This is a genomic window from Sulfitobacter sp. HGT1 (genome assembly GCF_013282155.1).
Classification (GTDB): domain Bacteria; phylum Pseudomonadota; class Alphaproteobacteria; order Rhodobacterales; family Rhodobacteraceae; genus Sulfitobacter.
On the sequence record NZ_BLWI01000008.1, the window covers coordinates 600,273 to 626,122 of the forward strand.

Genomic DNA, 25,850 nt, shown 5'->3' on the forward strand with positions numbered 1-25,850 from the left:
TTTTGCGCTTTTTGCGTTTAGAGCCCTTTGGCACGGTAGCTTGCCGCGACCTTGGTGATGCTGACCAGATAGGCGGCGGTGCGCAAATCGGTCACATCATCCCGGCCATGCCAGATCTCAGCCATCGACCGATAGGCATCGACCATCGTGTCATAAAGCCCCGAGCGCACCAGTTCCAACTCGTCCGCGCCGCGCAGGTATTTTTCCTTGAAGTTCGGGCTGAGCTGCCAGCCGACACCGCTGTCGGCACTCAGACGTTCAAGCTCGTCCACCAACAACTGGTGGCGGCTTTCCTCGTTGCGGCGCTGCATCCGGCCAAAGCGGATGTGGCTCAGGTTCTTGACCCATTCGAAGTACGACACGGTCACACCGCCGGCGTTCGCGTACATGTCGGGGATGATCACCACACCCTTGGCACACAGAATTTCATCCGCACCCGCAGTGACAGGCCCGTTCGCCGCTTCGACGATCAGCGGGGCTTTGATCCGGTTGGCGTTGCTCAGGTTGATCACGCCTTCCAGCGCGGCGGGAATAAGGATGTCGCATTCGCCTTCCAGCAAGGCGGCCCCGTCTTCGATCATCTTGGCATCGGGATAGCCTTTGATCGTGCCGTGTTTGACAATCCATTGATGGACAGCTTCGACATCCAGACCGGCATCGTTTTGCAACGCACCATCGCGCTCGATAATCGCAGTGATCAGGCAGCCGTCTTCCTCGCTCAGGAATTTGGCCGCGTGATAGCCCACATTCCCCAAGCCCTGAACGATCACCCGCTTGCCGCTCATCTTGCCCTCAAGACCGGCCTTGGCCAGCCCTTTGGCATCGCGGAAAAACGCGTGCAGGGCGTATTGCACACCGCGGCCTGTGGCCTCTGTCCGGCCATGGATGCCGCCCGCATTGATCGGCTTGCCCGTGACACAGGCGACGCCGTTGATGTCGGTGGTGTTCATGCGTTTATACTGGTCCGCGATCCACGCCATTTCGCGTTCGCCGGTGCCCATATCGGGGGCGGGCACGTTCTGCGCGGGGTTGATCATGTCGCGCTTGATCAGCTCATAGGCAAAACGGCGCGTGATCAGTTCCAGCTCGTGGTCATCATAATCGCGCGGATCAATGCACAACCCGCCCTTGGACCCACCAAAGGGCGCTTCGACCAGCGCACATTTATAGGTCATCAGTGCCGCCAGTGCTTCGACCTCGTCCTGGTTTACACCAAGACTGTAGCGGATGCCGCCTTTGACCGGTTCCATATGTTCGGAATGGACCGACCGGTACCCGGTGAAAGTTTGGATACGTCCCCGCAGGCGCACCCCGAAACGGACCGTGTAGGTCGCGTTGCAAACACGGATCTTTTCTTCCAGCCCTGGCGACAGGTCCATCAGGGCAACCGCCCTGTTGAACATGATGTCCACACTGTCGCGAAAGCTGGGTTCATTTGCGGGGGTCATAGAGTGCTCCTGTTTGGCAATGTGACCTAAGGTAAAGATTTTGGCGCATCGTCTGTTGAACATGGCCCGCAAGATTTGAGAACCCGTAAAAAGCAAGAAATGCATATTTTTTAAGCAGAATGAAAACTTTTTCCGGCACGATTCGCCTGATTGCGATGAAACGCCACTTCGTTTCCGACCATGCAACAATACTTTGAATAAGGAACATCTTCCCACAAAGCACACAGAATAGCCGCTGATTTTGAACGTTATTGCCGCAATTCGGCCACGAAGCTTTCTTATAAGTAACCAACAGAAGCAGTCAGCGCGGGTCCAAAGGCCCTGTGATGTTCTGGTTAATGAGGAAATAACTATGTCGCATTCTTTTATGACGATCCAACCAATGAAAGACGCAATTGCCGCCCAAACGCGGCGGTTCGCCCGCGAAGAAGACGGCATCATGACGGTATGGGTGCTTTTCGTGATTCTGATGATGGTGACGGTGGGCGGCATCCAGCTTGATTTCATGCGCCACGAACTTGAACGTTCAAGGCTTCAGGCGGTATCTGACCGCGCGGTTCTCGCCGCGGCCGATCTCGACCAGATGCAAGACCCCAAGACTGTTGTCGAAGACTATTTTACAAAGTCAGGCATGGCAAATTACCTGTCGAGCGTGACAGTCGATGACGGCCTCAACTATCGCACAGTCTCGGTCAATGCCTCAAAAGAGCTTGATACACCCTATTTGCGCAAATTCGGCGTTGATACGATGACCGTCCCCGCACATAGCACCGCCGAAGAACGCGTGGCCAATGTCGAGATTTCAATGGTGTTGGATGTTTCGGGCTCGATGGCTCAGGGAACGCGGATGACCGACATGAAAGACGCCGCGGGCGTTTTTCTCGATACGGTTTTGCGCGCAGGCAACGAAGACCTGATTTCAGTTTCCTTGATCCCCTATTCCGAACAGGTGAATGCCGGTCCTTTGATCTTTGACCGCATGAGAATGAATGCCAAACACAACTATTCGCACTGTGTTGAATTCGACAATGATGAATTCAACAGCGCCGCACTGGATACCACCAAATGGCATGACCAGGCCCAGCATTTCCAATGGAACTATGACGGGCGGAACAACTACCGCAACGATACGGTCTGCCCGCGCTACACCGACGAACGTATCAAACCGTTCTCGCAAGACCGCACTGCGCTAAAGACCCAGATTGACGGTCTGCAACCCCGTGCCGGTACGTCGATATTCCTCGGGATGAAATGGGCGGCAGCGATGCTAGACCCGTCGTTCCGCGACATTAACAATTCCCTGGTTTCCGCCGGTGCAGTCGACAACCAGTTCTATGGTCGTCCCGTCGACTACGACGACCCTGAAACGCTCAAGACTGTAATCTTGATGACCGATGGCGAAAATGCCGCCTCTAACCGGATTGCCAGCTATTACTATGACAGCGACAGTGAAGTCGTCCACTGGGATAGATACAACCTCAACTGGTATCTTTATAACTATGTGTCTTCATGGAATCGTTCGAGTTTCTACTGGCGAAAGTATGACCGTTCGCTGGGCAACTCCTTGCTGAGCAACATCTGTACGGCGGCCAAGGCAAAGCGCATCGTGATCTGGACCATCGGTTTTGAAGTCACGGATGACCCGTACAACAATAACGACGGTGCCGACGTCATGAGAAACTGCGCCTCATCGCCAAGCCACTTCTTCGATGTGGACGGTGTTGAACTCTCCGAAGCCTTCAAGGCCATCGCCCGTCAAATCAACCAACTAAGGCTGATCCAATGATATCCTGTATGCAAACTGCCCTTCGGCACTTTCGCAAAGAGGAAAGCGGATCAATCTTCCTGATTGAATTTGTGATCCTTTTCCCGCTGATCTTTGGGATATTCCTCGCCTCGATTGAAATGAGCCTTTATGCCATGCGTCAGGTCCACCTGAACCGCGGCCTGGAAGATGCGGTCCGGTATATCCGCCTGAACACACAGACGCCAATGACACACGACCAGATCAAAACGATGGTGTGTGAGAGGGCCGGGAATGTCAGCAATTGCGATGAAACACTGCGCCTCGAGATGATTACAGTTGACCCGCGCAATTTCCAAACGCTGCCGACCGATATCGATTGCATCGACAAATCGGAACCCGTCACACCGGAGCGCGGATTTACCCTGGGCCAACAGCACGACCTGATGATGCTGCGCGCTTGCCTGAAGTTCGACCCGATGCTTCCAACGTCCCGCCTTGGCTTCAAATATGCGACTGATGGGTCCGGCCAATCTGCAATGTATGCCATCTCGGCCTTCGTACAGGAGCCAGGTTAATGCTTAAACATCTCACCAAAACCCTCGGCTTGCGCCGCTTTGCGGGTCAGGAAGAAGGCAGTGTGTCCCTTGAGGCCTTGATCTTGATGCCAATGTTATTCTGGGTCTACGCGTCGATGTTCTCGATCTTTGAGACATACGAGGAATACAGCCTGAACCAGAAAGCGGCCTATACGATTGGCGACATGATTTCGCGCGAAACCTTGCCCATCGACACCGGATATCTGGACGGTGCGCAGGATTTGCTGGACTACATGACCAATTCGCCGGAACAGTCCACGCTGCGGGTGACCTCGCTCAAGTATAATCAAACCGAAGGACGGTTTTACGTACATTGGTCGCGTGCCCGTGGTGCCGGCGAGCCGGTAACCGATAATGATGTTGCGACTTGGCATAATCGCCTGCCCCTTATCCCCGATGACGAATATATCGTGGTCACTGAAACGGCGACGACATTCAGCCCGCCCTTCAATATCGGGCTTGGGCATCCAACAATTGAAAACTTTGTTTTCACCCGTGCCCGCTATGCGCCCCGTGTCTTGTTCACCGGCACCTAAAGCACAGCAATGACAGCCCATAAAAAAGGCCCCAAGGAAATTTCCATTGGGGCCTTTTTTATTTCAGGAACTCAAAGCCTTCCGGTTTCGTCCGGTTGGTTACGCACGGCAATCATCGTTGAAATGATTTCGGCCATGTATTTGGTTTGATTGCCCGGTGTCATACCGCCCACACCGATGCGCCGTCCCATCCGCCACCACAAACCCGGACGCCAGACCGTCTCGGCCCCCGTCTCCTTTTTCGTGCGCAGCAAAAAGCCGTTGGAGGGTTTGAATGCAAAAACCCCGCGGTCAATATGTTCGATATCTTCGACACGCGCGATCAATGTACCATCGCTGCTGCGCAGGACCGCCGCCGTCAGCTCGATCGTTCCGGCCGTTGAGCGGCGCATGAAATCGGCCATCCAGATCGCACCACCGCCAATCACCAGCAAGAACAGCTGCCACCCCAGACCGGGCGTTGACGTGAACGCCACATAAATCAGGAACACCCCCAGAAATCCGAGCGACACCAGGCCGATCAGCCGCCGCCCCGCAGATGCGCGCGCAGTGGCAAGAACAGTGTCGGTGTCAGGAAAATCGAGCGTCATGGCAAAGCCTCCGGTTTGGGTCGCTTTGCGTACCTTGCCCTGTCCCCGCTTGGCAAGCCAAATGGGTGTTTGCGCGCATTAGTCGTCCTGACGGCTTTTGCGCTGATCCTTCTTATGCTTGGGTCCGCGGGCCAAGACCTCTTGCAGGCGATCGGCATAGGCCGCGCGCTCTGACGCATCCATCGATGCGATCTCTGCCAGCCAGGCGTCTTGAACGGCCTGCTGGACGGTAACGCTGGCGCTGGCCTGTTGATCCAGCACCGACCGGACCCGCGTGACGTCAAACGGGTCCGCCCGAAGGGCCTGCACAACCTCCGAATACAGCGCGCGGCGCGCGGCGCGGTCCAGATGACCTGCGGGCCTGTCCTGCCGCAGCCCCTTGAATATCTCGCGCCTGCGGTCTTTCTCGAGGGCGGCAATATAGGGCGTGCCAAAGTCGCGCGCGCTGCCGCCGGGTCCGCCATGCGGGCCGTCAAAGCGGTATGCAGCCCCAGCGACCAGGCCGACAACCAGCAGATTGACCCCCAGTGATAGCCCCAAGGCCCACCGCATCCACTTGCCGTTTTTTGTCAAATCCGATGCCATGGTCTATCCTTCGTCAATGTCCCAGCCAAAGGCTGTGAGGTCGGGCGTGGCCGTGTCGTCAAGCGCGGCATAGCTCGCACCGGTGATGATCTGCGTCGCAATATCGGGCAGAGTGCTGGGCGGGGCCACCCCGATCCAGAACCCAACAGCGGTCGCCGCGACCAACCCGCCAAAGGCAGGAGCGCCGCCAATGGCCTGCCAGATGCCCCGCCAACCGCGGGATCTGGCATTGGATTGCTGCGCCAGCGCATCCGCCATAATCCGGTCCAACAACCCGTCAGGCAGTGCCGGCGGTGCCGCGCGCGCGTCTTGAAACAGGGTCTCAAGCATATCTGTGTCAGGTTTTGTCATCTTCATATCCTAATGCTTCGCGCTGTCCTGCCAATAGGGCAGTTAACGCGCGTTTGCCCCGCGCTGTCAGGCTTTCCACCGCTTCGACCCCGATCTCGAGGATCTGGGCAATTTCGGGGTTCGCCAACCCCTCGATATGACGCAACACAACCGCCTGCCTCTGGCGTTCCGGCAAAGCGTCCAATGCCGTCTGAAGCGCATCCTCGCGCGCACCGCGCTGCAATTTCGCCTCGGCGCTCTCGGCGGGGTCTGCCGGTTCGGCGATGTCCTCAAGCGGGACGCCGCCGCGACGTTTGCGCAGCCGGTCGGTGCACAGATTTGCCACAACACGGTACAGCCAGGTTGACACCTTGGCTTCTCCGCTGCGCCACTCCGGTGCGATCTTCCAAAGCCGCATCAACGCATCCTGGGTCACATCCTCTGCTTCGGAGCGATCCCCCAAGACCCTGAAAGCATGGCCAAAAGCACGGGGCGACAACTGCACCGTCAACAAACGCGCAGCCGCCGCATCGCCCTGCGCATAGCGCGCCAAGAGCGCGGCATCAGGGTCGTCGACCACATCATCAATGGAGGCATCAAAGCTCATAATCCTAGCGCTAACGGCTGCGGGCGCACCATTCAAGCGCGCCCGTGCCCTTAGATTACTCGGACATTTCGTCGTCATGGCCGTGGCGTTTGCCATAACCGTCGTGCTTGCCGCCATGCTTGCGATCGTGCTTGCCAGCATGCTTGCGATCGTGACCGTGTTTGCCACCCTTCCGCGCCTTGGCAAATTCTTCGACGCTTAACGTGCCATTGCCATCCGCATCCAGCTTGGCGAACATCTTTTCGGGCGAATGGCGACCTGCCATTTCTTCCCTCGACAGCTTGCCATCGTCATTGGCATCCCTCCGTTCTATCATTCTGGCGGTCCGCTCGGCCCTCTTGTCCTGGCCCATCGCTTGCAACTCTTCGGCTGACAGCGATCCGTTGCCGTCCTTGTCGAGCTTTGCCAACAACTGTTCGCTGCGCGCCACACGACGTGCCGCAGCGGCGGCCTGCATTTCGGCTTCGCTCAGGAAACCGTCGCTATCTGTATCGGCGGCGGCAAAACGTGCTTCGGCGTGGGCCTTCATCTCGTCCTGCGTCAGCGCACCGTCGCTGTTGGTGTCGATCTGGACAAAGCGATCCTGCTTCGGCGTTTCTTGCGCCAACAAGGCGGTCCCGCCCAAGGCAATCAGGCCACTCAACAATGCGATTTGAAAATTTGCTCGGTTTGTCATTTGTTTATCCTTCGGTGATCTCAATCTCACACACCGTTTTGGCGTGGTGATACTGGGTCAAACGGCGTGGCCAGAAACTTCCGTCGCAGATAAACAGAAATAATTTCAGTGACCCCGATTTGCGACATCCCGCCGCAAGGGCAGCTTGTCGCCTTTCAATTGACCTCAAACGCCCGCATATGTGACCGACCTCAGGATAGAAATCATGACAGATCACAGCGCCGAAATCACCCATGCCGAAAAAGACCAGCGCCCGCTGGCCGCCTCTTTGCTGCGCGGCTGGCGGCGTAAATGCCCCAATTGCGGGGCTGGTCCTGTGCTCAAGGGATATCTCAAGGTCAATGACAGCTGTACCGTTTGCCGCGAAGAGTTCTTTCACCACCGCGCAGACGATGGCCCCGCCTATCTGACCATTCTGATCGTCGGTCACCTGATGGCCCCGATGCTGCATATCGTGTTTGTGACATGGCGCCCCGAACCTTTGACGCTGTTTACAATCTTTGCTGTTGGCTGTGTCGGCTTGTCGCTCTACCTTCTGCCCAGACTAAAGGGGGCCTTGATCGGCTTCCAATGGGCAAAAGGCATGGGCGGGTTTGGCGACACATAGTCGGCCAGACACCCCGGGCCCTGCCGATCCGCAAGAATAAGGGCCAATACATGACCATCGACAAAAGCCAGATCCGCAACGCATCCACCGTCATTGTGATCCGCGACCGCCACGAAAACCCCCACATCCTGATGGGGCAACGCGGGGCCAAGGCGGTCTTCATGCCGAATAAATTCGTGTTTCCCGGTGGTGCCATGGATGCGGGCGATGCGCATATTCCGCTGGCCCGCCCCCTGCCCGACATGTGCCATGACCGGCTGGCCGAAGATGCGGATGCGTCGCTCGCCCATGCATTGGCTGTCGCCGGCATTCGCGAATTGTGGGAGGAAACCGGGCTGATCCTTGGGGAAAAAGGCACCTGGGATGGCACCCCCCCTGACGATTGGGCAACATTTGCACAGCGCGGATACCTTCCCAACGCGGCACCCATGCAATTCGTGTTTCGCGCCCTGACGCCCCCCGGCAGACCGCGCCGCTTTGATGCGCGGTTCTTTTTGGTGGATGCCGATGATGTGGCCACCGATCTGGATGATTTCGATGCCGCCTGTGACGAACTTTCACATTTGCAGTGGATTGCCCTGTCCGATGCGCGGTCTTTCGACATGCCGTTCATCACCGAGGTCGTGCTGGCAGAAGTCGAAGCCCGCGCCAAGGAACTGGCCCCGCCTGAATCCGTCCCGTTTTTCAAGAACAACGACGAGGAAAGCCTGTTCCTGCGCCTGCGCGGCCGCCCGATGACAGACTAACCCCGGTTGGCGCAGCCGTTTTTTTCCGAAAAAAAACGGTCCGGAATTTTTGAAAAATTCCGCGCCCGCCTCAGGCGACGAGCACCAGCATCAAGATCGACCCGACCAGAACCGCCATCCCCGCCCACTCGCGGCCGGTGATTTTCTCGCGGAAAAACAGGGTCGATGCAGCGACGCTCAGGATCAGCTCGACCTGCCCCAATGCTTTGACATAGGCCGCGTTTTGCAGGGTGAAGGCGATGAACCAGCACAGCGACCCGCCCAGCGACATCATCCCGACCCAGACCGCGACCTTGCGCGCCTGCCACACCGCGCGCATCTGAGCGGGTTCACGCCAGCGCAGCCACACCGCCATAATAGCGGCCTGCATGCAGACCACAGCGGCAAGGGTCACCCCTGCGCGCAACACCGGCATGTCTGACATCACAGACAGCGTCGCGCCGCGATAGGTCACAGCCGAGATCGCGAACAAACCACCTGACGCAATGCCCAAACCCGCAGCCCGGTTGCGCAGATCGCTTAAGTGGAACCCGACCGCGTCTTTATTGCCTGACAGCAAGAACAACCCGACCACCCCCAGACCGATTGCGGCAAAGCCCCAACCGCTGACGCCTTCGTTCAGGATGACCCAGCTGGTCAGGACGGTCAAAATCACTTCGGTTTTCTTGAACGTGATCCCAACCGCAAAATTGCGCTGTTTGAACAGCAAGACGACGCAGACCGTGGCAAGGATTTGCGCTGTGCCGCCCAGCAAGCCATAGGCCCAGAACGCAGGCGCGATCGGCGGTAATTGCGTGCCGCTGACCAACAGATAGGCTGCCAGACCGCAGACGATGAATGGCGCGGAATATAGAAACCTCGAGAATGTCGCCCCTGCGGCTGACAGGGTTGCTGTCGCCAGATATTTTTGCAGCATGAACCGCGCCGTTTGAAAAAACGCCGCGGCAAGGGTGACGAGGATCCACAGATCAGGCAATGCATGTGTCATGCTGCCTCTTATGCGCGTTTCGCAGTCCCTTGCCAGCCTTCAATCACAATTTGGGGTCGGGATTTTCCGTATGCCCGTCCACGGCGATCACCTGCCCCGACACCAGCCGCGCCCCGTCGGACCCCAAAAACACCGCCATATTCGCCACATCGCGCGCCTCGACAAAGCTGCGCATCGAGGTGCCCGACGCATAGCCCTCATAGACCTGATCGCGGGTCATGCCTTTGGCTGCGGCTTCGCGGGCCAGCACGCCTTCCATGCGCGGGCCTTCGACCGAACCGGGGCAGATCGCGTTGGCGCGGATGCCAAAGGGGCCCAGCTCCATTGCGAGGGTTTTCATCAGGCCGATCATCGCCCATTTCGCCGCCGCATAGGGCGCGCGGTTGGGGTAGCCATAGATGCCAGCCGTTGACGAGGTGATGACAATCGCACCGCTGCCCGCCGCCTTCATCAAGGGGGCCGCATGTTTGGCGGCGATAAACGCGCCTTCCAGATTGACGCTGACGCAGGCGCGGAAATCATCCAGCGCCACGTCTTCGATCCGCGCCGTTGGCCCCGCAATCCCCGCATTTGCACATAGCACGTCGATATGGCCCATCTCGGCGATGATCGATGCCATCGCCGCCTCATCCGTGGCATTGGCCAGGCGGTGATGCCATTTGGCCGGACAATGATCCAGCGCCGCGCGGTCGGTGTCAGTCACCCAGACCTCGAACCCCGCAGCGGCAAAGGCATCCCCCATCGCACGGCCAATACCTGACGCCCCCGCCGTGATCAGAACCCGTTTCATCGGGGTGCACCGACATAGCGGCCAACGCCGTCGGGCTTTGGCAGGCTGGCGTGACCTTGGGCAAAGCGCACCAGTGCAGCCTCGATTTCTGGGCTGGGGTCGGACGGTTTGCGGGTCTGCAAGCTGACGTGCAGCAGGAAATGTTCCCCCGTGGCCAGCAGGCGGTCGCCCTCGTACATCTCGTGCCACAGGTGCATCTTTTTGCCCGCCCCCATCAACACCCGTGTGCGGACCTCGATCAGCGCGCCGGCATGTGCCTCGTCCACGTGACGAATGTGCGTTTCAGCGGTAAAATAGCTGCCGCCCGAGGCGATATAGTCGGCATCACAGCCGATCAGTTCCATGAACCGGTCGGTCGCATCGGCAAAGGCTTGCAGGTATTTGGCTTCGGTCATGTGGCCGTTGTAATCGGTCCAATCCAGCGGCACGGCACGGCGCACGGTCAGCACCGGCTGGCTGGCGTCTGCAATGTCATCGGCCCGTGCGGCCAGCACAGTGCCTGCGCGCAACGTCGCCTCGTGTGCTTTCATCAACCGGCCCGCGCCCCAGTCCTGCTGCTTCAGTGCGCGCATCATCGACACCAGATTGTTGTCGCGGATGCGTTCCAGATCGCGGATGCCATATGCGCCGGATTGTTCATCGGATTGCCCCGCGATCAGATCGACCAATTCGTCATTGAACTCGGGTACGTCCATCAGCTTGGTCCACGGCCATTCCAGTGCAGGCCCGAACTGCGCCATGAAATGCTTCATTCCGGCCTCGCCGCCTGCGACACGGTAGGTCTCGAACAGACCCATCTGCGCCCAGCGGATGCCAAAGCCATAGCGGATGGCGTTGTCGATTTCCTCGGTGGTGGCGATGCCATCCTTGACCAGCCACAGCGCCTCGCGCCAGACAGCTTCAAGGAAACGGTCCGCGACATGGGCGTCGATCTCTTTTTTCAGGTGCAGCGGGTACATCCCGATCGACGTCAGGGTTTCCTTGGCCTTGTCCACCATCGGCCCGTCGATGCCATTGCCCGGCACCAGTTCCACCAGCGGCAGCAGATAAACGGGGTTGAACGGATGCGCGACCATGATCTGGTTGGGGCGCGCCATGCCCTCTTGCAATTCGGACGGCTTGAAGCCCGAGGTCGACGACCCGATCACCGCATCCGGATCACAGGCCTGCTGGATCGCGCCAAAGGTGGTGTGCTTGATCTCAAGCCGCTCTGGCACGCTTTCCTGAATCCACGACGCCCCTGCGACCGCGTCGGAAATACTGTCGTGAAAGCTGATCTTGCCCTCGTCCGGTAGGGCCACATCGGTAAGGCCGGGCATGGAACGGCGGGCGTTGGCCATGACTTCGCCGATCTTGCGTTCGGCCTGCGGATCGGGGTCAAAGACCTGCACGTTCCATCCGTTCAGCGCAAACCGTGCAGCCCAGCCACCCCCGATCACGCCACCGCCAATAACTGCTGCAATCTTCGTCATTTCCGCATCCTTAACTGGCTGATGTCATAGCCGTTGAAATCCAATATCTCTTGTGCCGCCTTGATCCGGTCCGCCCCGCCCTTGGGCGCGCGGTCCAGTATCCAGCCGAAATCCCCCGCAGGGTTGCCGATGACCGCCGTGCGAAACCCTTCGTCGACCCAAAGCACCCACAGATCGCGGGTGCTGCCATCAGGCCGGGTCAGGGCAAAACGGCCCTGCCCTGTGGGCGTGGCCAGCCACAGGCCTTCGCAGGTGCCCGCCTCATCACAAAGCTGAAAGGCCGGCCCGCCGGTGCTGTCGACAAAGGCGACCGTTGCCGGTGCCTCCGCCTCAAAGCTGCCGCGCATCACCCACGCGCCTTTGAACCGCCCCGCATCATAGCGGCTGGTTGATCCGATCAGCGCCGCCGGATCACGATACCCTTGGCGCACCTCGGGTACAGGTGCCGCGCAGCCTGCCAGCAAAATTAACGCCAGCAGAGCCCGTTTCACGCAGGTGCCCGTTTGGTCAGGCCCAGCTTTTCACGCACCTGCGCCGGGGTCATCAACCGTGCGCCCATGTTTTCGATAATGCTGCCTGCGCGCTCGACCAGCTGCCAGTTTTCGGCCAGCATGCCTTTGTCCAGCCACAGGTTATCCTCGAGCCCGACGCGCACATGGCCGCCCGCCAGCACCGATGCCGCGACATAAGCCATCTGGTTGCGCCCCAAGCCAAAGGCGCTGAAGGTCCAGTCATCCGGCACGTTGTTCACCATCGCCATGAATGTGTTCAGATCATCCGGCGCGCCCCATGGCACGCCCATGCACAATTGCACCAAGGCGGGGCTGTCCAGCACACCGTCTTTGACCAGTTGCTTGGCGTACCAAAGATGGCCGGTATCAAAGGCCTCGATCTCGGGCTTGACGCCCAGATGGGTCATCATCTGGCCCATGGCGGTCAACATGCCCGGCGTATTGGTCATCACGTAATCGGCTTCGGCAAAGTTCATGGTGCCGCAATCGAGCGTGCAAATCTCGGGCAGGCATTCGGCGATATGCTGGACCCGCTCGGATGCGCCGATCATGTCGGTGCCCGCGATCGGGGGCATCGGGTGTTCGGTCGGGCCAAAAATAATGTCGCCGCCCATGCCTGCCGTCAGGTTCAAGATCACATCGGTTTCAGATTCGCGGATGCGTTCGGTGACCTCGCGGTACAGATCCAGCCGGCGGCTTGGTGCGCCGGTTTCAGGGTCGCGCACGTGGCAATGCACCACCGCCGCCCCAGCCTTGGCCGCTGCAATCGCGCTGTCGGCGATCTGCGCGGGGCTGCGCGGCACATGGTGGCTGCGGTCTTGCGTTGCTCCCGATCCGGTAACGGCGCAGGTGATAAAAACGTCTTTGCTCATGGTAAGTGGCATGGGGTTGCTCCCTTAGATCGGATTAATACGGCATTGGATGCGCTTTATGCGCGGTGGCGATATCGGCCAAAACGTCTTGGCCCAGTTCCAGATCAATGGCACCCAGTGCCACCTCAAGCTGGTCCAAAGACGTCGCGCCAAAGATAATTGACGTCATAAAGGGCCGCTGCCGCGCCCAGGCCAGCGCCATTTGCGTCGGGTCCAGCCCGTGTTTCTGCGCGATGTCCAGATAGGCGGCGGTGGCGTGGAACACGCGGTCGGTCTTGCGCCCGCCCAGATCACCGTTGATCGCCATGCGCGACCCGTCGGGCAGCGCGCCGTTTTGGTATTTTCCCGTCAGCAACCCCGCCGCGAGGGGCGAGAACGACAGCAATCCGATGTCTTCGTTGTGGCAGGCTTCGGCCAGGTCGGTATCGGCCAGACGGCACAGCAGCGAATATTCATTCTGCACCGACACAGGGCGCGGCCCGCCCGTGCGTTCCGCCGCATTCGCCCATTGGGTCAGCCCCCAGGCGCTTTCGTTGCTCAGGCCAAAGCTGCGGATCGTGCCGCGTTTGACCTCGTCTTGCAGCGCGCCCATGCAGTCTTCCATATGGGCAATCACATCGGCACGGTTTTGCGAGGACGGGTCATAGTCCCAGTTCTTGCGGAACATATAGCTGCCGCGATCAGGCCAATGAAACTGGTACAAATCGACGTAATCGGTCTGCAACCGCTTCAACGACCCCTCAAGGGTCTGGCGGATCGTCTTGGATGAAATCCCCGCCCCGTCACGCGGCGCAGCCCCTGCGCCCGAATGTTTGGTGGCCAGCACGACATCCTTGCGCTTGCCTGATTTCGCGATCCACTGGCCGATGATTTCTTCGGTCAGGCCGACGGTTTCAGCCTTGATCGGGTTGACCGGATACATCTCGGCGGTGTCGATAAAGTTGATGCCAGCAGCCAGGGCGCGGTCGATTTGCGCATGGCCTTCCTCGGGGGTGTTTTGCGTGCCCCATGTCATGGAGCCAAGGCAGAAATCCGTCACTTCGATATCGGTGCGGCCGAGTTTGTTCATCTTCATCGCGTTATCCTTGTCTGAATCTTGCGCCACCCTCTCGTTTCGGCTGCGCCATCGCAAGGGGGTTTTCCGCCCTTCGCAACAAAACACCATTTGCGGCGCTTTTTCCAAAACCATGTCGTTTTGACCGTTGGTTTCCCCCCTGATTGCCGACAAAGTAAAAATCATGCGCTTGCTCATTTCATTTGCCGCCCTGTTTTTATCCGTCATCCTGCTGCAACTGTCCTCGGGCGGTGTGGGGCCGCTGGACGTGCTTTCGGGCATTCAGCTGGGTTTTTCCAATCAGGAAATCGGCCTGCTCGGTTCGGCGCATTTCGTGGGGTTCTTTATCGGTTGCTGGTGGGCCCCGCGCCTGATGGGCAGCGTCGGCCACAGCCGCGCCTTTGCCGCGTTCACGGCATCGGGCGCGATCGGGTTAATGGCGCATATGCTGGTGCTTGACCCCTATGCCTGGGCGCTGATGCGCGTGGCGTCGGGCCTGTGCGTCGCGGGCTGCTATACCGTGGTCGAGGCATGGCTGAACGCCAAAGTCACCAATGAAACGCGGGGCCGCACCATGGGGGCCTACCGCGTGGTTGACATGAGCGGATCACTGGCCGCGCAAATGATCATCGGCGTTTTGGCCCCCGCATCCTATGTGTCGTATAACCTGCTGGCGATCCTGTGCTGTGCGGCGCTGATCCCGCTGACCCTGACCACGTTGCCGCAGCCCGAAACGCCTGCCCAGCCGCGCCTGCGACCCCGGCTGGCGCTGGACCGGTCCCCCTTGGCGGTGGCGGGCGTTGTGGTTGCCGCCCTGTCCAGCGCATCGTTTCGCATGGTCGGCCCGATCTATGGCGAAGAAGTCGGCCTGAGCGCGGGCCAGATTGCGTGGTTCCTGTCGGCCTTTGTTCTGGGCGGCGCATTGGCGCAATTCCCCGTTGGCTGGCTGGCAGATAAGTTCGACCGCCGCTGGGTGCTGATCTGGATGTCTGCCGCGTCCATCGTCAGCTGCGCGGTCACGGTGATGACGGCCGGGCTTGGCACCCAGGCGGTATTTTTCGCGGCAACATTTTTCGGGCTGACCACATTTCCGATCTATTCAGTCGCCGCATCCCATGCCCATGATTTTGCCACCAGCGAGGAACGCGTCGAACTGTCTGCCGCGCTGATGTTCTGGTTTGCCGTCGGCGCGATCTTTGCGCCCTATCTGGCGTCGGTGCTGATTGACAGCTACGGCCCGGCGGCGTTGTTCACCATGATATCGGTCGGGCACGGGGTCTTGGTGATTTTCGGCCTGACACGTCTGCGCGCCCGCCCCACCCGGAAAAAGCGCACGCCTTATGTCTATGCGCCACGCACATCTTTCACCATTGGCCGCCTGATGCGCCGCCAGCGCGACGCAAGCAACGACAACGCCCCCTAGCCCTTGGCCCGTCCCTGCGTTAGAGACATGCCAAAGCATTTTCGGGGCCATTACCATGACACGCCACCTTATCACCTCCGCCATTCCCTACATCAACGGGATCAAACACCTAGGTAACCTTGTGGGCAGCCAGCTGCCTGCCGATCTTTACGCCCGCTATCTGCGCGCGCGCGGTCACGAGGTGTTGTTCCTGTGTGCCACAGATGAACACGGCACCCCCGCCGAACTGGCCGCCGCCAAAGCGGGCAAACCGGTCGAGGAATATTGCGCCGAAATGCACGAGGTTCAGGCGCGGATTGCCGAAGGTTTCGGCCTGTCGTTCGATCATTTCGGTCGGTCGTCCAGCATCCAGAACCAAAAGCTGACCCAGCATTTTGCCGGTGCCTTGTACAAAGAAGGCCTGATCGAGGAAGTCGAGCAGCGCCAGATCTATTCCGAAACCGATGGCCGCTTCCTGCCCGACCGTTATGTCGAAGGCACCTGCCCCAATTGCGGGTTCGAGGATGCGCGCGGCGATCAATGCGACAATTGCACCAAGCAGCTGGACCCCGAAGATCTGATCAACCCGCGCTCCACCGTGTCGGGTGCCACCGATCTGGAAATGCGCGCGACCAAACATCTGTTCCTCAAGCAGTCCCAGATGAAAGACCGGCTGTCCGACTGGATCGATTCCAAGACCGACTGGCCTGTGTTGACCACCTCCATCGCCAAGAAATGGCTGCATGACGGCGACGGGTTGCAAGACCGTGGCATCACCCGCGACCTAAGCTGGGGCGTGCCCGTCAAACGCGGCGACGAGGACTGGCCGGGCATGGAGGGCAAGGTGTTCTATGTCTGGTTCGACGCCCCCATCGAATATATCGCCTGCGCTCAGGAATGGGTCGATGCGGGCAAAGGTTCCGATTGGGAAAGCTGGTGGCGCACCGACAAAGGTGCCGACGACGTGCGCTATACCCAGTTCATGGGCAAGGATAACGTGCCCTTCCACACGCTCAGCTTTCCCGCCACGATCATGGGCAGCAACGAGCCATGGAAGCTGGTCGACTACATAAAATCCTTCAACTACCTGACCTATGATGGCGGGCAGTTCTCGACCTCGCGCGGGCGCGGGGTGTTCATGGATCAGGCGCTGGAAATCCTGCCCGCCGACACATGGCGCTGGTGGCTGCTGAGCCATGCGCCGGAAACATCCGATGCCGAATTCACCTGGGAGAATTTCCAGGCCTCGGTGAACAAGGATTTGGCCGACGTTCTGGGCAACTTCATCAGCCGGATCACGAAATTCTGCCGCTCGAAATTCAGCGAAGACGTGCCGGCAGCGGGCGAATACGGGCCCGCCGAACATGCGCTGATCGCGGACCTGACCGAACGGGTCGCGCGGTACCAAACCGCGATGGAGGCGATGGAAGTCCGTAAATCCGCCGCTGAATTGCGGGCGATCTGGGCGGCGGGCAATGAATACCTGCAAGCCGAAGCACCCTGGACCACCTTCAAGACCGACCCGGACAAGGCTGCGGCCCAAGTGCGTCTGGCGTTGAACCTGATCCCGCTTTACGCGGTTCTGTCCGCGCCCTTCATCCCCACGGCCGCGGCCAGCATGTTGGAAAGCATGCATGTGGAAAACGCTGGCTGGCCCGATGATGTGCCCGCGGCCTTGGCCCAGCTTGCACCCGGTCACGCCTTTGACGTGCCAGAAGTGTTGTTCGCGAAAATCACCGACGAACAGCGCGACGAATGGGCCGAAAAATTCGCAGGTGTGCGGACCTGATCCACGGCGCGCTACCAGCGCTAAACCAGACTGGCGGCGCTGCAAAATATTAAACTCGCACTCCGGAAGAGCGGAAACCCGCCCTTCCGGAATAAACCTTGATGAATATATTACGCTTTAGTTCCAACGCCCTACGCCCGTTTCAGGGCTTTATTATCTATTGATAATCAGGTTTTGCGATCTTCGCATTGGACAGATCGTTCCCGCGGCTTACCTCTCATGTGATTCAATGAAAGGGCGTGGGGATTTCAATGCCTACAAGATCTATTGACGAGATGGCAGCAGAACTTGTGCACCTGCAAGGCGCATTGGCAGCCAAAGAAGCGCAAGCAGCCGGACATGGTTCGGGGGCTACTTCCAACCGCCTGACTTTTCTTGAGGCGATGATGGAAACCGTGCCTGTGGGCGTGGTGATGGCCGATGACACAGGCAAGATCATCTATGGCAACAGCCATGTCGAAATGATGGTGCGCCACCCGGTGATCCATTCAGAAGACACCGAAGATTATGGCGATTGGGTGTCCTTCCACGAGGATGGTTCTCGGGTCGAAAGCCACGAATACCCGCTGTCGCGCGTGATCCGTGATGGCGAAGCCCATGCCGAGATTGACGTGCATTACCAACGAGGTGACGGCACGATGTTCTGGATGCGGATCATTGGCAGACCGGTGATCGACGCCAATGGCACGCGCATCGGCGCGTCGGTCGCCCTGATCGACATCGACGAAGAACGCCGCCTGCGCGAGGCGCAAAATATCCTGATCGCGGAACTGAACCACCGCGTGAAAAACGCCTTTAGCGTGGTAAAATCCATCGTCAGCCAGTCCCTGCGCAAGATGAGCATCCAGCGCGGATTGCGCGAAACCATTGATCAACGGCTGAATGCCTATGCCATGGCCCACTCCAAACTGGTTGGCACGAAATGGGACCGCGCCGATATCGGTGCCGTGGCCGCAGACGTTCTGGACCCGATCGGACATGGCCGCATTATTCAGAGCGGCCCTCAAATTGAAGTCCCCTCGCGTCAGGCTTTGTCCTTCTCGATGGCATTTTACGAACTTGCCACCAACGCGATGAAATACGGCGCGCTTTCGGTGCCCGATGGCTGCGTCAATTTGACGTGGGAACAATCGGACACGGCGGATGGTTCGGTTATAGAACTGCACTGGATCGAGACAGGCGGCCCCGCTGCTGAAAAGCCGGACGAAACCGGCTTTGGCAGCTTTATCACAGGTCGCGCCTTGCAGATGGAGACCGGCGGCGAGATCACTTCGGATTTCGGGCCCCAAGGATTTAATTGGCATCTGCGGATGCCCCAACACAGGGAAGACCGAGCAAGCTAATGGCCAATAAACCTCAAAATATTTTCATCGTAGAAGACGAGGTCGTTGTGGCCTTTGAAATGACCGATATCCTTGAAGACATTGGATTTAACGTCGTTGGCCCGTCCATCCACCTTGAGGATGCCAAGATCAAGGCACGCGAGGGTGACATTGATATCGCCTTTCTTGACGTGAATTTGGGGCATAACAAAACGTCGAAACCGGTTGCCGACATCTTGCGCGAACGCGGCATCCCCTTTGTGTTCATCACCGCCTATGATCGCGACCAGATCAGCTTTCTTGGGCCAGACGACCGTGTGGTAAAAAAGCCGGTGAGCAGCCAAAAGCTGATTGAAACCCTGCGCCGTGTGTACCCCAACCTCGAAACCTGAGGCGTCAGGCGGGTCCCACTGAAATGTGAGCGTAAAAAAGCGGGCTGCGGCGACTGATCGCAGCCTATTCACATGACACAGTCCAAAAAAGAACATACAGTGAACGTATGGTTAAACATACGGTAGAACAAAAGCTCGCGATTCTAAGCGACGCGGCGAAATACGACGCATCTTGTGCCTCGTCAGGCTCCACGAAACGCGACTCGCGGGATGGCAAAGGGTTGGGGTCGAACGAGGGCAGCGGCATTTGCCACGCCTACGCGCCGGACGGGCGCTGCATCAGCTTGCTGAAAATCCTGATGACCAATTTCTGCATCTACGATTGCAGCTATTGCATCAACCGCGCCTCATCGAATGTCGCCCGTGCACGGTTCAGTGTGGACGAGGTGGTGAAGCTGACCATCGAATTCTACCGCCGCAATTACATCGAAGGGTTGTTTTTATCCTCGGGCGTGATCCGGTCGCCGGATGCCACCATGTCAGATATGGTGCAAATCGCGCGGAAACTGCGCCACGAGGAAAACTTTCGCGGCTATATCCATCTGAAAACCATCCCCGATGCCGCCCCCGAACTGATCGCCGAAGCAGGGCTGATGGCGGATCGTCTGTCGATCAACGTCGAACTGCCCACCGATGCCGCCGTCCAGCAATATGCGCCCGAGAAAAAGCCCGACCAGATCCGCAAGGCGATGGCCGATTTCCGGCTGCGCAAAGAGGTGTCAAAAGACACTTCCCACACGGGCAAGCGCCCGCCGCGGTTTGCGCCTGCGGGGCAATCGACACAGATGATCATCGGGGCCGACGGGTCGAATGATGCCACCGTGCTGGGGCAATCCACGCGGCTCTATTCCAGCTACAAGCTCAAGCGGGTGTATTATTCCGCCTTCTCGCCGATCCCTGACAGTTCCTCCAAGCTGCCGTTGATCCGGCCACCGTTGCAACGCGAACATCGGCTGTATCAGGCAGACTGGCTGCTGCGCTTCTATGATTTCCAGCTGGACGAGATTACGTCCGTGACCGCCGACGGGAACCTTGATCTTGAGGTTGATCCCAAGCTGGCCTGGGCCTTGGTCCACCGCGCGGTCTTTCCGCTGGACGTCAACCGCGCCAGTCGCGAGATGCTGTTGCGCGTGCCCGGCTTTGGCGTGAAAACCGTCAACCGCATCCTGTCCACCCGCCGCCACCGCACCTTGCGTTTTGAGGATCTGCTGCGCATGGGTGCCTCGATGAAAAAGGCGCGCAGTTTCATCACCGCCGAAGGCTGGTCCCCCGGCAGCCTGACCGACAGCGCCGATTTACGCGCCCGTTTCACACCACCGCCAGAACAGTTGACCCTGTTCTGATGCACCGCGCCGTCATGCCACAGATCGGCACCGCGCAGGCGTGGCGCGATGCGGCGCGGCAGTTTCTGGCCGCCGGTATCCGTCCCGAAGACATCCTGTGGGGGGATGCCACCACCGCGCCCGACCTGTTTGGCACTGACGCGCCCCTGCGGCCAAACCGCCAGGTCACCGTGCCGCGCAGCTTTGTCAGCATGGCCAGCAGCGTGGTCTGGCACGGTGATCCCGAACGTTTTGCGCGGCTTTATGCGTTTCTCTGGCGGCTCAAGGACGCGCCGCATCTGATGACGGATCGCGGTGACGCCGACTTGTCGCTCTTGCGCAGGATGGAAAAGAACGTGCATCGCTGCCAGCACAAGATGAAAGCCTTTGTGCGTTTCCGCGAGATCGGCAGCGCAGACGCCCCGCGCCGGTCTTTTGCCGCGTGGTTCGAGCCGACCTACCACACGGTTGAGCCCACGGCCGATTTTTTCGTGCGCCGCTTCAGCGATATGGACTGGCGCATCCTGACACCCGATGTCTGTGCGATTTTCGAAAACGGCAAGCTGTCCTTTCGCGAAGGGCAGGAAAAGCCGCACCTGCCCGAAGACGCCAGCGAACAGCTTTGGATCACCTATTTCCAGAACATCTTTAACCCCGCGCGGCTGATGGTCAAAGCCATGCAATCCGAGATGCCCAAGAAATACTGGAAGAACATGCCCGAGGCGGCGTTCATCCCCCAGATGATCGCCGATGCCCCCGCCCGTGCGCGCGCCATGGCCGAAGCGGCCCCGTCGCTGCCCCCCGCCCGCATGGCGCAGGTTCAGGCGCAGCTGGCGGCACATCATTCGGCGTGGGACGGCCCCCAAGACGCGCTGCCCGCCGCGATTGCCGCCTGCACCCGCTGCCCGCTGCATTGCACCGCGACCCAAGCGGTCGTGGGCGAAGGGCCGATGGATGCCGACCTGATGATCGTCGGCGAACAGCCCGGCGACCAGGAAGACCTAAGCGGTCGCCCCTTTGTCGGTCCTGCGGGGCAGATGTTCGACCAGATCGCCGCGCAGGCGGGGCTGGACCGGACACAGGCCTATGTCACCAACGCGGTCAAACATTTCAAATTTACGCCACGCGGCAAACGGCGCATCCACCAGCAGCCCAACAGGTCCGAGATTGACCATTGCCGCTGGTGGCTCGATGCGGAAATCGCACAGGTGCAGCCCAAGCTGATCCTTGGGATGGGGGCCACCGCCGCCGAAGGGCTGACAGGCCGCCGTGACGCGATCCTTGCCCGCCGTGGCACGGTTGAGGCAACGCCAAACGGCACACCCGTTCTGCTGACCCTGCACCCGTCCTATCTGCTGCGCCTGCCCGACCCCGCCGCCAAGGCAGATGCCACTGCGCAGTTCAGGGATGATCTGGAAACAGCCCTGCGGATGTTGGCCTAAAAGCGGCTAAATCGAAATCGCCTGTTGCAATGCGGAATTCGGCATCCATATACCATCCACATGGATGGAGAAACATCATGACCAACGTCAGACAGATCCGGGACAAGATGCCGGAAAACGAAAAGGTCACCATCAATCTGGGCTTTGTCGATCTGGGCCGGATTGATCTGCTGGTGCAGGAAGGCTTTTATTCGAACCGTAGCGATTTTATCCGCACGGCCATTCGCAACCAGTTGGACCACCAATCCGACACCGTGCGGCAATCGATTGACCGCCACACGATGGAACTGGGGTTGCGTGATTACTCCGTCGCCGATCTGGAAGCCGTGCGCGCCGCGAACGAAATGTTGCACGTCAAGGTCGTGGGCCTTGCCCGCATCGCCAGCGATGTCACGCCCGAACTGGCGCTTGCGACCATCGGGTCAATCACCGTGCTGGGCGCGCTTCAGGCCAGTGCCGAGGTGAAAAAGGCCCTTGGCGCGCGGATCAGCTGACCCCGATTTAATCCCTTAAAGGAACTAAGAATGACTGATGATTTCAAGTCGGCCATGCGCCGGGCCAGTGAATTCGTGCGCAAGGGTAACCCTGCTGACGCGACCAAGATGATACAGGCAGCGCTTGCCAAGGGCGGCGTGTCCGGCCCCAGCACGCCCCAAACCCCCGACGCTACAGCCTTCGGCACGGCCAAGATCGGTCGCAGCCTGCGGGAAACTCTGGCGCGGCTCGGCACCCTATCGAGATCCCGCATGCCGGCCGCCGATGTGACCGAACCGCCCCTCCCGCAGGGGGCGCGTTTTGACGGGGACACCTTTGCCTGTGCGCAAGGCAGCCGCGATTATCGCACCTATATCCCCGATCTGAGCGGTGCGCCCGCCAAGGGCCTGATCATGATGCTGCATGGCTGCAAACAATCTCCGGTGGATTTCGCCAAGGGCACGGGCATGAACGCGCTGGCCGACCGGCACGGGCTGATCGTGGTTTACCCTGCGCAATCACGCAGGGCGAACATGCAAAGCTGCTGGAACTGGTTTGGCCCCGCCGACCAGATGCGGGACGCGGGCGAACCCGCGATCCTCGCCGGTCTGGCGCAAAAGATGCAGCGCGACCATGCAATCCCCCACGGGCGCAGCTTTGTCGCCGGTCTGTCGGCAGGGGCGGCGATGGCGGTGATCTTGGGGCAAACCTATACGGATGTGTTCAGCGGTGTCGGTGCCCATTCCGGCCTGCCCTACAAGGCTGCGCATAACGCTCGTTCAGCCTTTGCGGCGATGGGCTCCGGTGGTCCTGATGCACAAAAAGCCCGACCGATCCCGACGATCGTCTTTCACGGCGATGCCGACAGCACGGTCCACCCCGCGAATGGACACCACATTGCCGGTGCCGCCGCCACTGGCCCCCAAGTGCAAGAGGACGGCAACGCTGGCAAACGCAGCTTTACCCGCAGCAGCACCCTGTCGCCCCACGGCCATCCGGTGATGGAGCATTGGACCATCGCGGGCCTTGGCCATGCGTGGTCCGGTGGCCACAGTGCGGGGTCTTACACCGATCCCGACGGCCCCGATGCCAGCGCCGAAATGGTGCGGTTCTTCCTCGATCTCCCTATGAAAAGCGCATGACATGACCCATTCCCTGACCTTTGATGCGATCAGCGAAGCCACCCCCGGCCCCAAATGGGCCGCCCGCTGGCAACGATCCTGGCCCGCCTACGAGGCGTGGTTCGTGGCAAATGGTGGCGACACCGGCCCCGACCGCGCGGCTTGCGAGGCCGCCTTGCACGACTACATGCCCGAATTGGTGCCGGTTCACGCGGAACTCACCGCTTTGGCGGGTGGATCGGACCGCGCCGCGCGCTTTTTGTCCACATGGTGCCCGCCCAGCTATCTGGGGGGCTGCTCGCTGGCTGTGGCCACCTCACGCGACGACATCCGCCTTGTGCGCAACTATGACCTGTCGCCTGACCTGAACGAAGGGTTGCTGTTGCACAGCGCATGGACCGGGCGGCGCGTCATGGGCATGGTCGAATTCCTGTGGGGCCTGTCCGACGGGATCAACGATGCGGGGCTCAGCATCGCGCTGGCCTATGGCGGGCGGCAGGAAACCGGGCGCGGGTTCGGGATCACCACGATCCTGCGCTATGTGCTCGAAACCTGCGAGACCGTCCCCCAAGCCTTGCGTGTCTTGCAACGGGTACCCTCGCACATGCCCTATAACGTGGTGGTCGCCGATGCATCCGGCGCGGCCGCAAGCGTCGAGATTTACGCAGGCGGCGGTGCAAAGGTGCAGCCGCGTCTGGTTGCCACCAACCACCAGACCAACGGGACCGCGCCGGACCGCGGTGGCTTTACCCGCACGTTCGAGCGCGCCGACCATCTGGTGGGGGTGCTTTCAGACGCGCCAGCGCCATCCACCCTTGTTGGTCAGTTCACCCAAGCCCCGTTGAAACAGGACCGCTACGCCGAAGGGTTCGGCACGCTTTTCACCGCCGAATACGAACCCCTGCGCCGCCAGATGACCCTGCATTGGGACGGCGACACCTGGGCGCAGTCGATTGAGGCCTTCGAGGAAGGCACGCGGGAGGTGATCTATGGAGGCGGGGCTGGCGGGGCCAGTGCGCAGGCCGGTAACATCGACTGGGTCAGGATCGGCATGGACTATGCCGCCGGACGCCACCCCGACTGGCGCAGCTTTGTGCCGGACTGGGTGGATGTGGCCTGAGCAGCCCGCGCGAAACCGCAGAACCCACCGTCAGACACGGGCAAACCGACCGGAAGGCGGTGGGGCCTGTGAGGTAGAAAAAGTGGTGCGGGCGGTGGGACTCGAACCCACACGGGCACAAGGCCCAACAGATTTTAAGTCTGGTATGTCTACCATTCCATCACGCCCGCAACGCCGCGCACAATAGCCAGCTTGCGGGCAGTGTAAATGGTCAGATGTCTTCTCCGACCGGGCCAAGGGGTGCGCCCTTGGCCAAAAGCGCCGCTTCCGACAGCCAGGGATTGTTTTGGACAGCAATCAGCAATTGCGCGCGGGCCTCTGGTATGCGCCCGAGCTTCATGAGGGTGAGTGCCCTGCCCGATTGCGCAGCCACGTGAAAAGGTTGCAATTTCAACGCGATATCCAGATCAATCAATGCGGCGTCATAGTTTTCGCGCAGGAAATTGATATAGGCGCGTTGATTGAACCCTTCGGCGTAGGTCGGGCAATAGCTGGCAAGCCGGTCAAACTCCGCAAGTGCGCCAATAAAATCATAAGCATCCCGTTTGCGAATGCCCCGGTCCAGCACCTCTTGGGCAGCAGCATCAGGCGCGCGCAGCCAGACCAGCCACATCTGACTGGCAACCGACGCGCCTTCGCGGAAATCTGCGGCGGTTCTGGATTTTTCGAAAAGATCGGTCAGCTCGGCCGCCGTATCCGCAGGCGCAGGGCAATCAGCCGCAAACGCGGGGCTGCAAATCAGGGCAAGGACACAAAAGATACGCATACCCCGATGGAGCGCGGTAACCCTGTTTCAGTCAAGTCACATCTGCGAGCATGATTTCCTTGACCGCTTCCATCGCCACATAGGTCGACGTGTTCGACACATAAGGCAGCGTGGTAATCGTTTCGCCCAGGAAATTCCGGTACGCCGCCATGTCGCGGGTCCGCACCTTCAGCAAGTAATCAAAGCTGCCTGCGATCATATGGACCTGTTCAATCTCGTGCACCTTTAACACCGCTGCGTTAAATGCCTTGAGCGCGACTTCGCGCGTGTCGCTTAGCCGGACCTCGACAAAAGCGACGTGATCCAACCCCAGCCGGATCGGGTCAAGCAACGCACGGTAGCCCAGAATAACACCTGCGATTTCAAGCCGGCGCAGACGCGCCTGAGTGGGGGATTTCGAGAGCCCGATCTTTTTCGCAAGGTCGGTAATACTGATCCGCCCATCCTCGGCCAACACCGTCAGGATAGCCTGGTCAAAGCGGTCCATCTTAAAGTCGTCGTTTGTCACGTGGTGTACCCAATAATAAACCGGTTTACCTATGAA

28 protein-coding genes and 1 tRNA gene are annotated in these 25,850 nt (G+C 59.7%); 14 read left to right on the top strand and 15 right to left on the bottom strand.

Annotated elements, in window-relative coordinates; all coding sequences use genetic code 11:
• Nucleotides 1–17: 17 nt before the first annotated feature.
• Nucleotides 18–1,448: a Glu/Leu/Phe/Val dehydrogenase gene (locus HGT1_RS09110; RefSeq protein WP_176249599.1), complete on the bottom strand. Its 1,431-nt coding sequence runs from the start codon at nucleotides 1,446–1,448 to the stop codon at nucleotides 18–20.
• Nucleotides 1,449–1,800: 352 nt separating this feature from the next.
• Between HGT1_RS09110 and HGT1_RS09115 the strand changes: the two genes are divergently transcribed.
• From HGT1_RS09115 to HGT1_RS09125, 3 genes are read left to right on the top strand one after another with little or no spacing between them, the layout of a single operon-like run.
• Nucleotides 1,801–3,234 (top strand): pilus assembly protein TadG-related protein, encoded by a 1,434-nt coding sequence (locus HGT1_RS09115; protein ID WP_176249600.1) that lies wholly within the window; start codon nucleotides 1,801–1,803, stop codon nucleotides 3,232–3,234.
• Nucleotides 3,235–3,242: 8 nt separating this feature from the next.
• Nucleotides 3,243–3,770, top strand: coding sequence for a TadE/TadG family type IV pilus assembly protein (locus HGT1_RS09120; RefSeq protein ID WP_255200152.1), 528 nt, complete (start codon nucleotides 3,243–3,245; stop codon nucleotides 3,768–3,770).
• A complete protein-coding gene (locus tag HGT1_RS09125; protein ID WP_176249602.1) occupies nucleotides 3,770–4,327 on the top strand; it encodes a TadE/TadG family type IV pilus assembly protein in 558 nt (185 codons plus the stop codon). The genes HGT1_RS09120 and HGT1_RS09125 overlap by 1 nt, the downstream gene beginning before the upstream one ends.
• A gap of 71 nt (nucleotides 4,328–4,398) precedes the next feature.
• On the opposite strand, the gene HGT1_RS09130 is transcribed toward HGT1_RS09125, so the two are convergent.
• From HGT1_RS09130 to HGT1_RS09150, 5 genes are all read right to left on the bottom strand, one after another.
• Nucleotides 4,399–4,917: a hypothetical protein gene (locus HGT1_RS09130; protein ID WP_176249603.1), complete on the bottom strand. Its 519-nt coding sequence runs from the start codon at nucleotides 4,915–4,917 to the stop codon at nucleotides 4,399–4,401.
• Nucleotides 4,918–4,995: 78 nt separating this feature from the next.
• Nucleotides 4,996–5,502, bottom strand: a complete 507-nt coding sequence (locus HGT1_RS09135; protein ID WP_176249604.1) for a periplasmic heavy metal sensor — start codon at nucleotides 5,500–5,502, stop codon at nucleotides 4,996–4,998.
• Nucleotides 5,503–5,505: 3 nt separating this feature from the next.
• The gene (locus HGT1_RS09140; protein ID WP_255200153.1) at nucleotides 5,506–5,853 is read right to left on the bottom strand and encodes a hypothetical protein; all 348 of its coding nucleotides are present in this window, start codon (nucleotides 5,851–5,853) and stop codon (nucleotides 5,506–5,508) included.
• The gene (locus HGT1_RS09145; RefSeq protein WP_255200154.1) at nucleotides 5,840–6,439 is read right to left on the bottom strand and encodes an RNA polymerase sigma factor; all 600 of its coding nucleotides are present in this window, start codon (nucleotides 6,437–6,439) and stop codon (nucleotides 5,840–5,842) included. Before HGT1_RS09145 ends, HGT1_RS09140 begins: the two co-directional genes overlap by 14 nt.
• Before the next feature lie 55 nt (nucleotides 6,440–6,494).
• The gene (locus tag HGT1_RS09150) at nucleotides 6,495–7,115 is read right to left on the bottom strand and encodes an EF-hand domain-containing protein (RefSeq protein ID WP_176249605.1); all 621 of its coding nucleotides are present in this window, start codon (nucleotides 7,113–7,115) and stop codon (nucleotides 6,495–6,497) included.
• A gap of 205 nt (nucleotides 7,116–7,320) precedes the next feature.
• Between HGT1_RS09150 and HGT1_RS09155 the strand changes: the two genes are divergently transcribed.
• Both HGT1_RS09155 and HGT1_RS09160 read left to right on the top strand, forming a co-directional pair.
• Nucleotides 7,321–7,722 (top strand): DUF983 domain-containing protein, encoded by a 402-nt coding sequence (locus HGT1_RS09155; protein WP_176249606.1) that lies wholly within the window; start codon nucleotides 7,321–7,323, stop codon nucleotides 7,720–7,722.
• A gap of 50 nt (nucleotides 7,723–7,772) precedes the next feature.
• The gene (locus HGT1_RS09160; protein WP_176249607.1) at nucleotides 7,773–8,468 is read left to right on the top strand and encodes an NUDIX hydrolase; all 696 of its coding nucleotides are present in this window, start codon (nucleotides 7,773–7,775) and stop codon (nucleotides 8,466–8,468) included.
• Nucleotides 8,469–8,538: 70 nt separating this feature from the next.
• Here the strand turns inward: HGT1_RS09160 and HGT1_RS09165 are convergent, their stop codons facing one another.
• The 6 genes from HGT1_RS09165 to HGT1_RS09190 are packed head-to-tail and all read right to left on the bottom strand — an operon-like array spanning nucleotide 8,539 to nucleotide 14,177.
• Nucleotides 8,539–9,456 (bottom strand): DMT family transporter, encoded by a 918-nt coding sequence (locus HGT1_RS09165; RefSeq protein WP_176249608.1) that lies wholly within the window; start codon nucleotides 9,454–9,456, stop codon nucleotides 8,539–8,541.
• A 43-nt stretch (nucleotides 9,457–9,499) separates the two neighbouring features.
• Entirely contained in the window at nucleotides 9,500–10,246 is a 747-nt protein-coding gene (locus HGT1_RS09170; protein WP_176249609.1) for an SDR family oxidoreductase, read from the bottom strand.
• Complete coding sequence (locus tag HGT1_RS09175; RefSeq protein ID WP_176249610.1) at nucleotides 10,243–11,718, bottom strand: carnitine 3-dehydrogenase; 1,476 nt, start codon at nucleotides 11,716–11,718, stop codon at nucleotides 10,243–10,245. Before HGT1_RS09175 ends, HGT1_RS09170 begins: the two co-directional genes overlap by 4 nt.
• Nucleotides 11,715–12,209 carry a lipocalin family protein gene (locus tag HGT1_RS09180; RefSeq protein ID WP_176249611.1) on the bottom strand — a complete coding sequence of 165 codons (495 nt, stop codon included), beginning with the start codon at nucleotides 12,207–12,209 and terminating at the stop codon, nucleotides 11,715–11,717. The genes HGT1_RS09175 and HGT1_RS09180 overlap by 4 nt, the downstream gene beginning before the upstream one ends.
• Complete coding sequence (locus tag HGT1_RS09185) at nucleotides 12,206–13,114, bottom strand: 3-keto-5-aminohexanoate cleavage protein (protein WP_176249612.1); 909 nt, start codon at nucleotides 13,112–13,114, stop codon at nucleotides 12,206–12,208. The genes HGT1_RS09180 and HGT1_RS09185 overlap by 4 nt, the downstream gene beginning before the upstream one ends.
• Before the next feature lie 22 nt (nucleotides 13,115–13,136).
• On the bottom strand, nucleotides 13,137–14,177 hold the full coding sequence (locus HGT1_RS09190; RefSeq protein WP_176249613.1) for an aldo/keto reductase: 1,041 nt from the start codon (nucleotides 14,175–14,177) through the stop codon (nucleotides 13,137–13,139).
• A 163-nt stretch (nucleotides 14,178–14,340) separates the two neighbouring features.
• On the opposite strand from HGT1_RS09190, the gene HGT1_RS09195 reads away from it, so the two are divergent.
• The 9 genes from HGT1_RS09195 (at nucleotide 14,341) to HGT1_RS09235 (ending at nucleotide 24,540) form a co-directional block, all read left to right on the top strand.
• Nucleotides 14,341–15,579, top strand: coding sequence for an MFS transporter (locus HGT1_RS09195; RefSeq protein ID WP_176249614.1), 1,239 nt, complete (start codon nucleotides 14,341–14,343; stop codon nucleotides 15,577–15,579).
• Between the two features lie 55 nt (nucleotides 15,580–15,634).
• Nucleotides 15,635–17,347, top strand: coding sequence for a methionine--tRNA ligase (metG, locus tag HGT1_RS09200; RefSeq protein ID WP_176249615.1), 1,713 nt, complete (start codon nucleotides 15,635–15,637; stop codon nucleotides 17,345–17,347).
• 251 nt (nucleotides 17,348–17,598) lie between these two features.
• A complete protein-coding gene (locus HGT1_RS09205; RefSeq protein ID WP_176249616.1) occupies nucleotides 17,599–18,690 on the top strand; it encodes an HWE histidine kinase domain-containing protein in 1,092 nt (363 codons plus the stop codon).
• A complete protein-coding gene (locus HGT1_RS09210) occupies nucleotides 18,690–19,061 on the top strand; it encodes a response regulator (protein WP_176249617.1) in 372 nt (123 codons plus the stop codon). Before HGT1_RS09205 ends, HGT1_RS09210 begins: the two co-directional genes overlap by 1 nt.
• Before the next feature lie 107 nt (nucleotides 19,062–19,168).
• The gene (locus HGT1_RS09215; RefSeq protein ID WP_176249618.1) at nucleotides 19,169–20,404 is read left to right on the top strand and encodes a putative DNA modification/repair radical SAM protein; all 1,236 of its coding nucleotides are present in this window, start codon (nucleotides 19,169–19,171) and stop codon (nucleotides 20,402–20,404) included.
• A complete protein-coding gene (locus HGT1_RS09220) occupies nucleotides 20,404–21,825 on the top strand; it encodes a UdgX family uracil-DNA binding protein (protein WP_176249619.1) in 1,422 nt (473 codons plus the stop codon). The genes HGT1_RS09215 and HGT1_RS09220 overlap by 1 nt, the downstream gene beginning before the upstream one ends.
• 77 nt (nucleotides 21,826–21,902) lie before the next feature.
• On the top strand, nucleotides 21,903–22,319 hold the full coding sequence (locus tag HGT1_RS09225) for a CopG family transcriptional regulator (protein WP_176249620.1): 417 nt from the start codon (nucleotides 21,903–21,905) through the stop codon (nucleotides 22,317–22,319).
• A gap of 30 nt (nucleotides 22,320–22,349) precedes the next feature.
• Complete coding sequence (locus tag HGT1_RS09230; RefSeq protein ID WP_176249621.1) at nucleotides 22,350–23,441, top strand: PHB depolymerase family esterase; 1,092 nt, start codon at nucleotides 22,350–22,352, stop codon at nucleotides 23,439–23,441.
• Between the two features lies 1 nt (nucleotide 23,442).
• The gene (locus tag HGT1_RS09235; RefSeq protein ID WP_176249622.1) at nucleotides 23,443–24,540 is read left to right on the top strand and encodes a C45 family autoproteolytic acyltransferase/hydolase; all 1,098 of its coding nucleotides are present in this window, start codon (nucleotides 23,443–23,445) and stop codon (nucleotides 24,538–24,540) included.
• Nucleotides 24,541–24,623: 83 nt separating this feature from the next.
• On the opposite strand, the gene HGT1_RS09240 is transcribed toward HGT1_RS09235, so the two are convergent.
• The 3 genes from HGT1_RS09240 to HGT1_RS09250 all read right to left on the bottom strand — a co-directional run bounded on the left by HGT1_RS09240 (nucleotide 24,624) and on the right by HGT1_RS09250 (nucleotide 25,793).
• Nucleotides 24,624–24,710, bottom strand: a tRNA-Leu gene (locus HGT1_RS09240).
• A 41-nt stretch (nucleotides 24,711–24,751) separates the two neighbouring features.
• The gene (locus HGT1_RS09245) at nucleotides 24,752–25,306 is read right to left on the bottom strand and encodes a hypothetical protein (protein WP_176249623.1); all 555 of its coding nucleotides are present in this window, start codon (nucleotides 25,304–25,306) and stop codon (nucleotides 24,752–24,754) included.
• Nucleotides 25,307–25,337: 31 nt separating this feature from the next.
• A complete protein-coding gene (locus tag HGT1_RS09250) occupies nucleotides 25,338–25,793 on the bottom strand; it encodes an Lrp/AsnC ligand binding domain-containing protein (RefSeq protein WP_176249750.1) in 456 nt (151 codons plus the stop codon).
• Nucleotides 25,794–25,850: the final 57 nt, after the last annotated feature.

Excerpts from the sequence above, each read along its gene's own strand:
- HGT1_RS09155 (WP_176249606.1), top strand. The coding sequence starts at position 7,321 with ATGACAGATCACAGCGCCGAAATCACCCATGCCGAAAAAGACCAGCGC.
- HGT1_RS09195 (WP_176249614.1), top strand. The coding sequence starts at position 14,341 with ATGCGCTTGCTCATTTCATTTGCCGCCCTGTTTTTATCCGTCATCCTG.
- HGT1_RS09175 (WP_176249610.1), bottom strand. The coding sequence starts at position 11,718 with ATGACGAAGATTGCAGCAGTTATTGGCGGTGGCGTGATCGGGGGTGGC.
- HGT1_RS09115 (WP_176249600.1), top strand. The coding sequence starts at position 1,801 with ATGTCGCATTCTTTTATGACGATCCAACCAATGAAAGACGCAATTGCC.
- HGT1_RS09145 (WP_255200154.1), bottom strand. The coding sequence starts at position 6,439 with ATGAGCTTTGATGCCTCCATTGATGATGTGGTCGACGACCCTGATGCC.
- HGT1_RS09165 (WP_176249608.1), bottom strand. The coding sequence starts at position 9,456 with ATGACACATGCATTGCCTGATCTGTGGATCCTCGTCACCCTTGCCGCG.
- HGT1_RS09185 (WP_176249612.1), bottom strand. The coding sequence starts at position 13,114 with ATGCCACTTACCATGAGCAAAGACGTTTTTATCACCTGCGCCGTTACC.
- HGT1_RS09120 (WP_255200152.1), top strand. The coding sequence starts at position 3,243 with ATGCAAACTGCCCTTCGGCACTTTCGCAAAGAGGAAAGCGGATCAATC.
- HGT1_RS09110 (WP_176249599.1), bottom strand. The coding sequence starts at position 1,448 with ATGACCCCCGCAAATGAACCCAGCTTTCGCGACAGTGTGGACATCATG.
- HGT1_RS09205 (WP_176249616.1), top strand. The coding sequence starts at position 17,599 with ATGCCTACAAGATCTATTGACGAGATGGCAGCAGAACTTGTGCACCTG.
- HGT1_RS09140 (WP_255200153.1), bottom strand. The coding sequence starts at position 5,853 with ATGACAAAACCTGACACAGATATGCTTGAGACCCTGTTTCAAGACGCG.
- HGT1_RS09135 (WP_176249604.1), bottom strand. The coding sequence starts at position 5,502 with ATGGCATCGGATTTGACAAAAAACGGCAAGTGGATGCGGTGGGCCTTG.
- HGT1_RS09250 (WP_176249750.1), bottom strand. The coding sequence starts at position 25,793 with ATGGACCGCTTTGACCAGGCTATCCTGACGGTGTTGGCCGAGGATGGG.
- HGT1_RS09170 (WP_176249609.1), bottom strand. The coding sequence starts at position 10,246 with ATGAAACGGGTTCTGATCACGGCGGGGGCGTCAGGTATTGGCCGTGCG.
- HGT1_RS09130 (WP_176249603.1), bottom strand. The coding sequence starts at position 4,917 with ATGACGCTCGATTTTCCTGACACCGACACTGTTCTTGCCACTGCGCGC.
- HGT1_RS09210 (WP_176249617.1), top strand. The coding sequence starts at position 18,690 with ATGGCCAATAAACCTCAAAATATTTTCATCGTAGAAGACGAGGTCGTT.
- metG (WP_176249615.1), top strand. The coding sequence starts at position 15,635 with ATGACACGCCACCTTATCACCTCCGCCATTCCCTACATCAACGGGATC.
- HGT1_RS09245 (WP_176249623.1), bottom strand. The coding sequence starts at position 25,306 with ATGCGTATCTTTTGTGTCCTTGCCCTGATTTGCAGCCCCGCGTTTGCG.
- HGT1_RS09215 (WP_176249618.1), top strand. The coding sequence starts at position 19,169 with ATGGTTAAACATACGGTAGAACAAAAGCTCGCGATTCTAAGCGACGCG.
- HGT1_RS09160 (WP_176249607.1), top strand. The coding sequence starts at position 7,773 with ATGACCATCGACAAAAGCCAGATCCGCAACGCATCCACCGTCATTGTG.
- HGT1_RS09220 (WP_176249619.1), top strand. The coding sequence starts at position 20,404 with ATGCACCGCGCCGTCATGCCACAGATCGGCACCGCGCAGGCGTGGCGC.
- HGT1_RS09190 (WP_176249613.1), bottom strand. The coding sequence starts at position 14,177 with ATGAAGATGAACAAACTCGGCCGCACCGATATCGAAGTGACGGATTTC.
- HGT1_RS09225 (WP_176249620.1), top strand. The coding sequence starts at position 21,903 with ATGACCAACGTCAGACAGATCCGGGACAAGATGCCGGAAAACGAAAAG.
- HGT1_RS09230 (WP_176249621.1), top strand. The coding sequence starts at position 22,350 with ATGACTGATGATTTCAAGTCGGCCATGCGCCGGGCCAGTGAATTCGTG.
- HGT1_RS09235 (WP_176249622.1), top strand. The coding sequence starts at position 23,443 with ATGACCCATTCCCTGACCTTTGATGCGATCAGCGAAGCCACCCCCGGC.
- HGT1_RS09150 (WP_176249605.1), bottom strand. The coding sequence starts at position 7,115 with ATGACAAACCGAGCAAATTTTCAAATCGCATTGTTGAGTGGCCTGATT.
- HGT1_RS09125 (WP_176249602.1), top strand. The coding sequence starts at position 3,770 with ATGCTTAAACATCTCACCAAAACCCTCGGCTTGCGCCGCTTTGCGGGT.